At 47.3% G+C, this 13,303-nt stretch carries 12 protein-coding genes; 8 read left to right on the top strand and 4 right to left on the bottom strand.

Annotation, left to right across the window (positions count from 1 at the left end):
* Positions 1–156: 156 nt before the first annotated feature.
* The 8 genes from CIK95_RS05940 to CIK95_RS05905 all read left to right on the top strand — a co-directional run bounded on the left by CIK95_RS05940 (position 157) and on the right by CIK95_RS05905 (position 7,813).
* Positions 157–783: a hypothetical protein gene (locus CIK95_RS05940; protein WP_022310199.1), complete on the top strand. Its 627-nt coding sequence runs from the start codon at positions 157–159 to the stop codon at positions 781–783.
* A 67-nt stretch (positions 784–850) separates the two neighbouring features.
* Positions 851–1,144 (top strand): hypothetical protein, encoded by a 294-nt coding sequence (locus CIK95_RS05935; protein ID WP_022310198.1) that lies wholly within the window; start codon positions 851–853, stop codon positions 1,142–1,144.
* 9 nt (positions 1,145–1,153) lie between these two features.
* Complete coding sequence (locus CIK95_RS05930; RefSeq protein WP_022310197.1) at positions 1,154–1,459, top strand: cell division protein ZapA; 306 nt, start codon at positions 1,154–1,156, stop codon at positions 1,457–1,459.
* Between the two features lie 31 nt (positions 1,460–1,490).
* A complete protein-coding gene (rny, locus tag CIK95_RS05925) occupies positions 1,491–3,026 on the top strand; it encodes a ribonuclease Y (protein WP_022310196.1) in 1,536 nt (511 codons plus the stop codon).
* Between the two features lie 345 nt (positions 3,027–3,371).
* Positions 3,372–4,325 carry a helix-turn-helix transcriptional regulator gene (locus CIK95_RS05920; RefSeq protein WP_094420672.1) on the top strand — a complete coding sequence of 318 codons (954 nt, stop codon included), beginning with the start codon at positions 3,372–3,374 and terminating at the stop codon, positions 4,323–4,325.
* A gap of 350 nt (positions 4,326–4,675) precedes the next feature.
* Positions 4,676–6,769, top strand: coding sequence for an anaerobic ribonucleoside-triphosphate reductase (gene nrdD, locus CIK95_RS05915; protein WP_022310194.1), 2,094 nt, complete (start codon positions 4,676–4,678; stop codon positions 6,767–6,769).
* On the top strand, positions 6,753–7,220 hold the full coding sequence (gene nrdG, locus CIK95_RS05910) for an anaerobic ribonucleoside-triphosphate reductase activating protein (RefSeq protein WP_094386927.1): 468 nt from the start codon (positions 6,753–6,755) through the stop codon (positions 7,218–7,220). The genes nrdD and nrdG overlap by 17 nt, the downstream gene beginning before the upstream one ends.
* On the top strand, positions 7,217–7,813 hold the full coding sequence (locus CIK95_RS05905) for a response regulator transcription factor (RefSeq protein ID WP_371591382.1): 597 nt from the start codon (positions 7,217–7,219) through the stop codon (positions 7,811–7,813). Before nrdG ends, CIK95_RS05905 begins: the two co-directional genes overlap by 4 nt.
* Before the next feature lie 17 nt (positions 7,814–7,830).
* Here CIK95_RS05905 and cls read toward each other — a convergent pair whose 3' ends face one another.
* The 4 genes from cls to CIK95_RS05885 are packed head-to-tail and all read right to left on the bottom strand — an operon-like array spanning position 7,831 to position 13,286.
* Positions 7,831–9,096, bottom strand: a complete 1,266-nt coding sequence (gene cls / locus CIK95_RS05900; protein WP_094466524.1) for a cardiolipin synthase — start codon at positions 9,094–9,096, stop codon at positions 7,831–7,833.
* A gap of 18 nt (positions 9,097–9,114) precedes the next feature.
* Entirely contained in the window at positions 9,115–10,077 is a 963-nt protein-coding gene (locus tag CIK95_RS05895) for an SIS domain-containing protein (RefSeq protein ID WP_094422722.1), read from the bottom strand.
* Positions 10,074–10,826, bottom strand: coding sequence for a 3-deoxy-8-phosphooctulonate synthase (gene kdsA, locus CIK95_RS05890; RefSeq protein ID WP_022310189.1), 753 nt, complete (start codon positions 10,824–10,826; stop codon positions 10,074–10,076). The genes CIK95_RS05895 and kdsA overlap by 4 nt, the downstream gene beginning before the upstream one ends.
* Before the next feature lie 57 nt (positions 10,827–10,883).
* Positions 10,884–13,286, bottom strand: coding sequence for a mechanosensitive ion channel family protein (locus tag CIK95_RS05885; protein ID WP_094466523.1), 2,403 nt, complete (start codon positions 13,284–13,286; stop codon positions 10,884–10,886).
* Positions 13,287–13,303 lie beyond the last annotated feature (17 nt).

Raw genomic sequence — 13,303 nt, 5'->3', positions numbered from 1 at the left:
CATGGGAAGGCCAGCTCAGTGCCTGCCGCTGCGATACATTGGTATTATGTCCGAAGAAATACGTTAAATAATTTTGACAATTGGCGAGTTTGTTGTAATTTTGTGGCTGTTAATGGCAATTAGGCCATTATTTAATTAAAAACTTAAGTAATTATAATGGGAATATTTTCAAAATTATTCGGAAATAAGTCAACGGAAAAGAAAACGGGCGGAATGGAAGACTACATGACGCTCATCAGGGTGTACTTTCAGGCATCGATAGCCAGCCAGCTGGGTATCAACAATCTTGCCATGCTGCCCGACTTGCGTATGTTCAAGACGACGCTGCATGTACCCACCCAGAACAATAAGTTGGGTATTGGTGAGAAGAGCCACTGCAAGAAGATGCTCAAAGAGCTCTACAAGGTTGACGACCTCTTCTTCAAAGAGATTGATGCCAGTATTCGTAAGAACTGCCGTAAGATACAGGACGTACAGGTGTACCTCGTACAGTTCCAGGGCTTTACCCAAGACCTGATGATGCTGATGGGTAATCTCATGAAGTTCAAGCTGCGTATGCCTTCTTTCTTCAAGGGCGCCATCTACTCGATGACCGAGAAGACCGTGAAGGAAATCTTTACCAAGAACGACTACAAGGATGCCGGAGTTGTCAAGGTGGTGCTCAATATCCGCCAGTACAACAAGCGACTCTCGTTCTCTGAAAAGTGGATTACCGGATTTGTCTATCAGGTGGTGATGTTGGCCAAGAAAGAGCCAAAAGCCAAAGAAGAGGCAGCTAAATAACAAAAAACGAGACATTTCTTTGGATTTTACAGATTATTCATATAAATTTGTAAACTAAACATAGGTTATGGATGCTACTGAGAAAACATTGACGCTGTTTACGACACGTATGCGACAGATGATTCTCCGTTTTGATGAACTCAAAAAGGAGAAGACCCGTCTTGAGGATATGCTGTCCGAACGCGACGCTAAGATAGCCGAACTTGAGGCTCGGTTGGCTCAGGCTTCCATGGACTATGAGAGTTTGAAGATGGCGAGGATGATTGAGGTCACCGACGGTGATGTCGAAGGAGCGCAGAAGCGCATATCCAAGCTCATCAGAGACGTTAACAAGTGTATCACGCTACTGAGCGAAAAATAACGCGAAGCGATGGGTGAGTCAGACAAGGAAAAATTGCGTATTAGGTTACATGTCTACGATACGGATATGACAGTGACTATTCCTCGGGCAGAGGAAGAGTGCTATCGTGCCGCAGCCAAGCTGATAACCGATGTTGTAAACAATTACTCTGCTGTCTATAAAGACCGCAAGGGTGAGAAGGAAATATTATATATGGCTCTGATTGATATATCTCTCAGATATCAGAAGGAAACCAGAAAACACGATATATTGCCTGTTACCGACATCCTTACCAAGTTGACTTCCGAAATCGAAGAAGCGTTGGATAGCGAGTAAGGAATTAAATTTTATATACATAATACTAAAAATGGTAATTACATTGATTATAGTGGCCGTAGCTCTCGTCGTGGGAGTATTGGCTGGTTATATGATTTTCCGTTATGTCATTAAGGGAAAATACAATGAAATGGTAGCGGCAGCCTCTAAGGAAGCCGAAGTGGTAAAGGAGAAGAAACTGCTTGAAGTCAAGGAGAAATTCCTCAACAAGAAGAGTGAGCTGGAGAAGGAGGTGCAGCAGCGCAACCAGAAGATTCTGCAAAACGAGAACAGGCTCAAGCAGCGCGAGATATCTCTCAACCAGCGTCAGGACGAGATAGGCCGAAAGAAGCAGGAACTCACCCAGCTTCAGCAGCGTATAGACAACGAGAAGAAGCTGATGCTCGTAAAGCAGCAGGAACTTGAGAAGATGCAGGAGCAGGAGCGTGCCAAGCTCGAAGAGCTCTCTGGTCTGAGCGCCGAGGAAGCCAAGGAACGACTGATAGACAGCCTGAAGGACCAGGCCAAACTTGATGCCGCCAGCTATATCAACGAGATTGTAGACGAGGCCAAGCTCAATGCCAACCAGCAGGCCAAGAAGATTGTCATCCAGACCATCCAGCGTGTGGCTACCGAGACTGCTATCGAGAATTCGGTGAGCGTGTTCCATATTGATAACGACGAGGTTAAGGGTCGTATCATCGGTCGCGAGGGTCGTAATATCCGAGCCCTTGAGGCTGCTACAGGCGTCGAGATTGTCGTCGACGATACCCCCGAGGCTATTGTCATCTCTGCCTTTGACCCCATCCGTCGCGAGGTTTGCCGTCTGGCTCTCCATCAGCTGGTTACCGACGGCCGTATCCACCCCGCTCGTATCGAGGAGGTTGTGGCCAAGGTCAAGAAGCAGTTGGACAATGAGATTATTGAGACTGGTAAGCGTACGGTTATCGACCTGGGTATCCACGGTCTGCATCCCGAGCTGGTGCGTATCGTCGGCAAGATGAAGTATCGCTCTTCTTACGGACAGAACTTGTTGCAGCACGCTCGCGAGACAGCTAACCTCTGTGCGGTTATGGCTTCAGAGCTGGGACTTAATCCTAAGAAGGCCAAGCGTGCCGGTCTCCTGCACGATATCGGTAAGGTGCCAGACGAGGAGAGCGAGCTGCCCCACGCACTCTATGGTGCTAAGATAGCAGAGAAATATAAGGAGAAGGCAGATATCTGCAATGCCATCGCCGCTCACCATGATGAGACTGAGATGGAGAGCCTGCTTGCTCCTATCGTTCAGGTTTGCGATGCCATCTCTGGTGCCCGTCCCGGTGCCCGTCGCGAGATAGTCGAGGCTTACATCAAGCGTCTTAACGACCTTGAGGCTATAGCTATGAGCTACCCTGGCGTGGTTAAGACTTACGCCATCCAGGCAGGTCGCGAGTTGCGCGTGATTGTCGGTGCCGACAAGATGAGCGACGAGGAAAGCATCAAGCTCTCTGACGAGATTGCAACAAAGGTTCAGAACGAGATGACCTATCCTGGTCAGGTTAAGATTACGGTTATCCGTGAGACCCGCAGCGTGGCTTATGCCAAGTAATAGGAAGCAAATTATAGCATAATTAATAATGAAGTCCCTTGTCAGATTGATGGCAAGGGATTTTTTTGTATTGCTTTTACGGTGCCGTTTGCCAACTACGCAAGCGTGGAGTGTATCTCCATAAGCGTGGAGGTTAATTCTACAAGCGTGGAGAGCCACTCTATGAAGTAGGTAGTTGTCTTCGGCGTTCATACTCAAAATACCTACTTTTAGGTATTGCACCATTTGGACATCCTTTTTATCTTTGCAACAAATATAGGCTTCACTTTGTGTTAAAAAGTAATGTGGAGGGAAAATATTCTTTCGATTTTTGTAATTTTGTATACAATTATATAACAGCAGACGATGAAGAAGCAGAAATTATATGAAGCATCAGACAAGATGATTACTCTTTTACAGGATAATTATGCGGTTTTGCGCTGCCTTGGCTCTTTTGGCATCAACCTGGGATTTGGCAACAAGACGGTAGAAGAGGTCTGTCGAGATGAGGGAGTCGATAGCTTCACTTTTCTGTGTATTGTCAATTATACCATCAATGGATACCTGGGAGCGGATGATGTCGCGCGTCTTTCTGTACCCACTTTGATGCAATATCTTAAATCCTCGCACGAATACTATTTGGACTTTGAGTTGCCTTTCATTAGGAAGGAACTTATAGCATCGCTTGACGCAGCCGACAATCTGGCGTCTCTCATCATCAAGATATACGATGAGTATGCCCGCAGTATCGTCCATCATATGAAGTATGAGGAAAAGAATGTCTTTCCATACGTCGAGGCACTCCTTCAGGGAAAAGCGCAGACCAACTATGATGTGGAGACTTTTTCCAAGCATCATGACCAGATAGATGTCAAGTTGCGTGAGTTGAAGAATATCATCATACAGTATCTTCCAGTCGATGCGCATCGCAATAATCAGCTTTATGCGACGCTGTTTGATATCTATAATTGTGAGTCATGGCTTGCCCAGCATTCCGAGGTCGAAGACCATATCTTTATACCGGCAGTCAGATTGCTTGAAAAGCAAATCAACCAAAGCAATATATCGCAGAAGTTGTCTAATATGATTAATAAGAACAGTGATGCAGATGTATTGAGCGACCGCGAGCGCGACGTGATAGTCTGTCTGGTGCAAGGCATGACAAATAAGGAGATGGCTGACCATCTTTGCATTTCCATCAACACAGTTATCACTCACCGCAAGAATATTGCACGTAAGTTGCAGATACATTCTCCTGCAGGTCTTACCGTCTATGCCATCGCCAAAGGTCTTATAGATATGTCCGCAGTCAAACTGTAAATCGCGGCAATTTTCCGAGTAAATATTTCTCCTCTTTTATAATTGTTTGTCATTCACGCAGTTGATGCTGTTTGGCTGTTTGATGACTTGAAAGACGGTAGTTGCAATCCCGTCAGTCGCCCTGTTGGTCAAGTCTTAAAATATGTAAATGGATAGAACTTTTTCCATCTTATCCTGTACCATCAGCGGCTTTTTTATTATCTTTGCAAATGATAAAAAATGGAAATAACTATCACTCTAATCTTTTTGAAGTTTTCCTTTTTGGAAAACTTTTTGGGAAATAAAAAATGAAAAGTTATCCAAAACGAACAACTTTATAATGTTTATCATGAATAGAAATAACTAAAAATATGGAAATAAAGAACTTCACCATTACCAAGAGAGACGGTGGTAAAGACCGTTTCTCCATGGACAAAATTATGAACGCTATCATCAAGGCATTTGACTCCGTGAATGAGCCAATCGACCTTGGTAATGTTTCAAAACTTATCAGCCGTCTTAATATCTATAATAATATTAAGGTGGAAGATATTCAGAACCAGGTAGAAGAGGCTCTGATGGCAGAAGGCTTCTTCAAGGTAGCCAAGTCGTTTATGCTTTATCGTCAGCAGCATACTGAAGACCGCGAAACCTTGGAGCGCCTGAAGTTCTTGACCGATTATATGCAGGCTTCCAATGCCGCTACAGGTTCCAAGTATGATGCCAATGCCAATGTGGAGCACAAGAATATCGCTACACTTATCGGCGAATTGCCCAAGTCAAGTTTTATCAGACTTAATCGTAAACTTCTTACCGACCGCATCAAAAAGATGTACGGAAAGGAACTGTCGGACGAATATATAGACAAACTCACACACCACTTTATATATAAGAATGATGAGACATCGCTTGCCAACTATTGCGCATCCATCACCATGTACCCTTGGCTGATAGGTGGCACGTCGTCAATAGGCGGCAACTCTACCGCTCCCACCAACCTCAAGTCTTTCTGTGGTGGTTTCATCAATATGGTGTTTATGGTCAGCTCTATGCTCTCTGGCGCATGCGCTACACCGGAGTTCTTGATGTATATGAACTATTTCGTTGGACTGGAGTTCGGCCAGGACTACTACAAGCGAGCTGATGAGGTGGTTGATTTGTCGTTGAAGAAGCGCACTATTGACAAGGTGATAACCGACAGCTTTGAGCAGATAGTTTATTCTCTTAACCAGCCCACCGGCGCACGTAACTATCAGGCTGTTTTCTGGAATATTTCCTATTATGACAGGTACTATTTCGATAGTCTTTTTGGCAATTTCTATTTCCCCGATGGAAGCCAGCCCGATTGGGAAGGACTGTCATGGTTGCAGAAACGATTCATGAAGTGGTTCAACGAGGAGCGCACCAAGACGGTGCTTACCTTCCCTGTTGAGACCATGGCCATGCTTACCGAGAATGGTGAATGTAAGGACAAGGAGTGGGGAGAGTTTGCAGCTGAGATGTACTCCGAGGGTCACAGCTTCTTCACATATCTCAGCGACAATGCCGACAGCCTCAGCTCTTGCTGTCGTCTGCGTAACGAGATACAAGACAATGGGTTCAGCTATACGCTGGGAGCCGGTGGAGTTTCGACCGGTTCGAAGAGCGTGCTCACTATCAACCTGAATCGTTGCATACAGTATGCTGTCAATCACAATCTCGACTATAAGGAATACCTCTCTCATGTCATTGATCTCTGCCACAAGGTGCAGTTGGCTTATAACGAAAACCTCAAGGAACTTCAGAAGAATGGTATGCTTCCGCTGTTTGATGCAGGTTACATCAACTTGAGCCGTCAGTATCTCACCATCGGTGTCAATGGTCTGGTAGAGGCTGCCGAGTTTATGGGACTGAAGATTAATGACAATCCCCAGTATCTGGAGTTCGTTCAGACAGTCTTGGGACTGGTTGAGAAGTACAACAAGCAATACCGCAGCAAGGAAGTCATGTTCAACTGCGAGATGATACCTGCCGAGAATGTGGGTGTTAAGCATGCCAAGTGGGATAGGGAGGATGGCTATTTCGTTCCCCGTGATTGCTACAACTCTTATTTCTATGCGGTGGAAGATGATTCGCTGACTGTGATTGATAAGTTCAAACTCCATGGCGCTCCTTACATCGAACATCTTACTGGAGGTTCGGCTCTGCACATGAATCTTGAAGAGCATTTGAGCAAAGACCAATACCTGCAGTTGTTTAAGGTAGCTGCCAAGGAAGGCTGTAACTATTTCACCTTCAATATCCCCAATACCGTTTGTAATGATTGTGGACACATCGACAAGAGATACCTCAAAGAGTGTCCTGTCTGCAAGAGCAAGAATGTAGATTATCTTACGCGCATCATAGGTTATCTCAAGCGCGTAAGCAATTTCTCACAGGCCCGACAGGCTGAGGCAGAAAGAAGATACTATGCTAAAGTACGTTAATACAGGCATCGTTTTCCAAGAGATACCCGACGAGGTGACACTGGCAATTAATATCAGTAATTGCCCGTGCCACTGTCCTGGGTGTCACAGCAAGTTCCTTTGGGAGGATGTAGGTGCTCCATTGACGACAGAAGTGCTGGATGAGTTCATTGCCAGGTTCGGCAGCAACATTACCTGCATCTGTTTCATGGGTGGAGATTCTGACCCTTCCTATCTTAGCCAGCTTGCTGCCTATATCCACGCCAAATACCCTCATTACAGAGTAGCGTGGTATAGTGGGCGACTCCGTATCTCTTCCCAGGCATCCAAGAACGTCTTTGATTATATCAAGGTGGGTCCATACATAGCCCATCTTGGTTCTCTCAAGTGCAAGACCACCAACCAGCGTCTCTACAAACTGGATGCTGCGGGTGACATGCAGGATATAACCTATCGTTTCTGGTCACGATGATGATGGAGAAAGGACATAGACCGGCCATTGCCGTAATAGATGGTAATACGTTGGCAGCAATAGGATTGAAGACTATTCTCCAGCGTATTATGCCTATTATGGATGTCGAACTCTATGGCTCCTTCAATGAGTTTGAGGCTTCTGTCCCAGACAGGTATTTCCACTTCTTTGTTTCGGTCAATATCGTCCTTGCCCACCGCATGTTCTTCCTGGAGCATAGCCGCAAGACGATAGTGCTTACCACTTCCAGTGAAAGCCTTACGGGTTTTCATAGTATTAATGTCAATGTGTCAGAGGATATTCTGGTCAAGTCGCTGCTTATGCTGGAGCAGCATGCCCATTCTCGCGGACGCAACCTGCCTATGGATGTTCCTGCCGGTAATGCCGGAATACTTACCGATAGGGAGATAGAAGTTTTGGTATTGATTGTTGAGGGGTATATCAACAAGGAGATTGCCGACAAGCTGCATATTGGTTTGACCACAGTCATCTCTCATCGCAAGAACATCATGGACAAACTTGATGCGCGAAGCGTATCGGCCCTTACTATCTATGCTGTCACGCATGGATATGTGGATATCGCAAATATCTGATATTCCTTACTTTTTTCTTATAAGAATGGCGACAAGAGATGTCCTACCCATCCCTTGAACTTCTGCCACGGCGTGCGCCATTCATCCCATTTCTTCTCGTCCAACAGGAAGCTATTCTTTTTATTGTCTTCGAATAGATTATCCAATTCGCGGGTGGTATGGCTGTCCACGATTACAGCATTGGCTTCATAGTCCCAGCTCAGACTGCGTGCATTCAGATTGGCACTTCCCACGGTGCACACTTTCCCATCGACCATGATAATCTTGGTGTGATGGAACCCAGGCGTGTACATCCATATCCTGCAACCGTGTTTCATCAGTTTGTGGGCATTGTAGAAGCCACAATCTGGCGTCAGAGGGATGTCGCTGTGGGTAGAGAGCATTATCTCTACCTTTACACCACGCTTGACAGCATTTTTGAACGCTTTCTTGAGTTTCCTGTTCAATGTGAAATAGGGGTTGATGAGCTTGATACTGTCTTGGGCACAGTTGATGGCGTTCTCGTAGAAATACCTGATTATATCATTGCTTGTGCGAGGCTCGCGATTGATAATGCCCACAACCTTTTTCCCCCGACTCTCCGTGGTATCTGGTTTCAGCCCCGTAAAGTAAGAGGTGTCGGTATAGTCACCGCGATAATACTGGGCACCATGGACATTCTGCCCAGTAGTCTTGTTCCATATCTTCAGGAAGATACGTTGCAGCGTATTTACCTCGTTGCCATCCAGACGGCAATGCATGTCATGCCATGAGCCAACCTTTTCCGTTCCCTTGATGTAGTAGTCTGCCACATTCATACCGCCGATATACGCTATGCGTCCGTCGATGACCACAATTTTGCGGTGGTCGCGTGTCAAGACGTGGTTTATCCAGGGGAAGACGATGGGGTCAAACTTGTATATCTCTACACCTTTGGCGCGTATGGTGTCCAGATGGCGCTGCTTGAGTGGACGGTTGTTGGAAGAATTGCCAAAAGCGTCGAAAAGCGCTCTGACCTCAACACCGTGTTGGGCCTTCTCTTCGAGCAGATGGAACAGCTCGCGGGCAATCGAGTCATTTCTGAAGTTGAAATACTCCAGATGTATGGAGTGGCGGGCGTTCCTGATGGCTTGAAACATATCCTCAAACTTTTCCCGCCCCGTAGCAAGCAAGGTTACGGAATTGTTGTGAGAGAAACTTACGCCCCTCTCCTTCAGTTTGTTTACGATAACAGAGTCTGATGTCTGTGCGTTGGCACAGACACAGACTAACAATACTATGATTGTTGTTATGATATGTTTCACCTTTGGTTTTGTAATGTATTAAATCATGCAACTGTAGTGGTCCACTACGCCCAGTAGTTTGTTTTCTTCGTTTACTACCAATACTGTATGCACCTTGTATTGATGCATGATGCGTTGTATCTCGGTTATCTTGGTTGATGGCAATACCGATTTGGGTGTTGTCGTCATGATGTCTTTCACCTTCTTGTCAAAGAATTTCTCACGCCATTTCTCCATAGCTCTGCGTATGTCGCCGTCGGTAATCAGACCGATAACCTTGTCGTTCTCTGTCGATACACCCAGACCCAATTTGCCTTTGCTCACCAGTATGATGGCGTCGCCAAGGTTCATGTCCTTGTCGATTACCGGCAGGTCGTGGCTTATCATGACGTCTTCAGCTGTGGTCAGCAGGCGTTTGCCCAACTCGCCACCTGGGTGGAACTGGGCGAAATCGCGAGGTTCGAAATGTCTTACCTCCATCAGAGCTACTGCCAGCGCATCGCCCATAGCCAGTGCAGCGGTGGTGCTGCTTGTCGGGGCGAGGTTGAGCGGGCAAGCCTCCTTCTTCACCCACACCTTGATGTGGGCATTGCTGTATTTTGCGAGCAGCGAGTTCTCGTTGCCCGTCATCGAGATGATGGGTATGTTCATGTGCAGTACCATGGGGATGAAGCGGAGCAGTTCGTCGGTCTGTCCCGAGTTGCTCAGCGCCAGCACGATGTCATCCGAAGTCATCACTCCCAAGTCGCCATGGAAAACATCCAATGGGTTGATGAAGAATGCGGGTGTTCCCGTTGACGACAGCGTTGCGGCAATCTTGGCTCCGATATGTCCGCTTTTGCCTACACCTGTCACGATGATTTTACCCTTGCAGTTGTAAATCATGTTGACAGCCTTGTCGAAATTCTCGTCCAGCTGTGGAATCAGTTCCAGCAGAGCCTGTGCCTCGTCTTCGAGACACTGCTTGGCGTATTGGCGTATTTGTGTGAGTTGTGTTGTCATAAGAGTTCTGTGATTAAGTTTTCCAGTTTGTCCAATGGTAACATGTTCGGTCCGTCGCTGAGTCCCTTGTCCGGATTGGGGTGTACCTCAAAGAAGTAGCCATTGGCGCCGAAGGCCTTGGCTGCCTTGGCCATGGCGGGTATGAACTGTCGGTCGCCGCCCGTTGTGCCATTGGCAGCGCCTGGTCGCTGCACGCTGTGTGTGCAGTCCATGACCACCGTGGGCACTATCTCCTTCATGTCGGGGATATTTCTGAAGTCTACCACAAGGTTATTGTAGCCAAAGCTGTTTCCTCTTTCGGTGAGCCATACCTCGGTGGCACCCGAATCCATCGCCTTCTCTACGGGATAGCGCATGTCCTTTCCGCTCAGAAACTGTGCCTTCTTGATGTTTATGATTTTACCTGTCTTGGCGGCAGATGTCAGCAGGTCGGTCTGGCGGCAGAGAAAAGCCGGTATCTGTATGACGTCCACTACTTCGCCTACAGGTTGCGCTTGCCAGCTTTCGTGTATGTCGGTGAGGATTCGCAGTCCGTATTTGGTCTTGATGTCATTGAGCATGGTCAGCCCCTTCTCCAGCCCTGGCCCTCTGAACGAGCGGATGGAGGTGCGGTTGGCCTTGTCAAATGATGCCTTGAAGATAATCTCTGTCGAGAGTCTCTTGTTGATACTTACTAACTTCTCTGCTACTGTTTCCAAAAGTTCCATGTTCTCGATGACGCATGGACCGGCAATGAATAGTGGTTGCATAGCTTGCTTATGTTTAGTTGACTATATTCTTTTATACTTGTTGGGAGAGATACCGCATCAGGCATCGTCTCCGTTGGATATGATATGTATGTCGCGCTGTGGGAACGGAATTTCTATGTTGTGCTCAGTCAGTACATTATAGATAGTTTCCATGATTTCGCCCTTGGCGTAGGTGGTGGTCAGCACGGGAACCCACACGATGAGCTTGAAGTCGATGCTGTTGTCGCCGAAGTTGGCAAATACCATCTTGGCAGGTCTTGTGGCATCCTTGCACTTCAGCTTGTTCACCGCGTTGCATACCAGGTCGCGCACCGTATTGACATTGGTGCCATAGGCCACTCCGAATGGTATGCTTGCCACCTCATAGCCGTGGTTTCTTGTCAGGTTCTTGTAGTTCTTGGTAAAGAGCTGGGAGTTCTGGAAAGCAATCACGCTGCCGTCGGTTGTGTCCATGAGTGTAGAGGTGTAGGATATCGAACTTACCGTGCCTCTTATGCCGTCACATTCGATGAGGTCGCCCACCTTGATGCGTCCCGCCATGAGAGATATGCCGTAGTAGATGTTCTCGATGATGTCCTTCATCGCGAAACCGATACCTGTTGACAGACCTCCTGAGATGACCACGAGCCAGGTGCTGTTCACGTGGAAGATACTCAATACCAGCATCAGCCATACGCCCCATACCACAACCTGCAGCACGTTCTTTGCCATGACGTTCTTGCTCGCGGCGGTCGTGGGGTCGGTCTTCTCGAAGTGGAGCTTTAGGAAATCCTTGCTTGTCTTGTTGACATACGCGAAGACAATATACAGGATGGACGCCATGAAGATGCCGAGGATGCTTATTCTTATGTTGTCGGAGTCTATGAAGTTGTTGGTATAGATACGCATGGTCGTATCACTCAGATTGAAGATGTCGGCAGCCCAATAGATGGAGAATATCACCGACACCACGCCCATTACCGGCAGGAGTACCGTATAGACAAGCCTATAAGCCCATTTCAGCGTGATGGGTTTGGCCAAGATACCGTTGCGTTCGGCGTACGCCTTGATGATGCCCTTCAGACAGGTGATGGTCAGGATGCAGGTAAGCTGCATTATCCACCATATCAGCATCTCAACGCTCAACAGAGTGTAGCCTATCCATGAACAGATGGTAGCACCCACGAATACGATGAGCGAAAGATAGGTATAATAGACATCGGTCTTGGGGATGTTGTGACCATGTCGCTTGATGACATTCCACTGCCACAGGGTGCAGGCCAGCAGAACGGGTGGGAAGATAAGATTGGTGAATATGTTGGGAATCAGTACTATGCGGAAGCTGATGATGATGAAGTCGATGACAATCAGAGGGGCATAGATGCGGAAACCGCTCTTTATCTGCTTGGTGCTCAGACGGATAAGCAGCGAGATGAGTATCACGCCCAACAGCCAGGCATATTCTACCAGCAGATTGCAGGCCATAATCAGGAAGTTCTGGTCGGCTGCCAGTCTGATGATGGCCAGCACGATGGCAAAGGTTACTACCGTTGCTGCCATGGTGATACACGTGCGCTTGCCGATAAACGTTTCGTGTGTGGCACTGATGTTGTCTGTCTTCAGCAGACGTGTCACCCTCTGCATGAGGCGCTGTGATTTGAACAGGCGGGTTATCGCTACCCTGAACAGCAGCACGTTGAGCGAAATGGAAATGATACCGCCAAACAGGATGATTACCAGCAGACCAAACATAAGCCTGCTGTTCCATTGCGACTTGCGCTTGGCCTGCGGCTTGTATTTCTCCGAGAGCGTTTCGGTTGTCTCGCTCACGTTGGTACTGATATGCCTGAGTATGGTGAAGTAGTTGTCGCCGGCATTGTTGAATATGCTGGCCTGTATGTCACCATAACGCTTGATGGCGTAGTCGTTCAGACTGCTCAGCTGTCTCTCAGTGTTGTGATAATACTTGATGTACATACTCATCTGTTCGTTGTTGCTTTTCAGCGTTCTGAGTATGTTGATAGACAGGGTGAGGCAGACATTGCGGTCTATGGCGGCGTGCTCGCTCAGCGTGCGGTCGCTCATCTGGCTCAGTACATTTACCAAGGAGTCAAACCGCGCTATCTCGCTCGTGGAGCGCTGCAGATAGTTTTCAAAGGGAATAACCGACTTCTTGAACGCATGATACATCTCTGTAGCTTCATGACAGGCGTAGGTCAAGTCAAATATATATCCCGACTTCTGCGAGTATAGCATCAGCGAATTCTGGCTGCACTGGTTGATGATTGAATACATGTTCATAGTCATCTGGTCCTGCTGCTCTTTCAGGTATCCCGTCTGGCGTTCCAGTTCTATTCTGTAGTCAGTGAGCTCCTGACGTAGGATGGCCAGAGTGTGCGACAGGTCCTTTTCCTTTAAGACGGCCATTGAGGGCATTGCCACTGTGAGCAGCAGTAGCAGCATGAATATCTTTGTTTTCATATTATCTCTCATTATAC

Source organism: Prevotella sp. P5-108 (assembly GCF_002251385.1).
Lineage (GTDB): Bacteria > Bacteroidota > Bacteroidia > Bacteroidales > Bacteroidaceae > Prevotella.
Note: the sequence above shows the minus strand (reverse complement) of the source record. Positions and strands in the feature narration are given on the sequence as shown.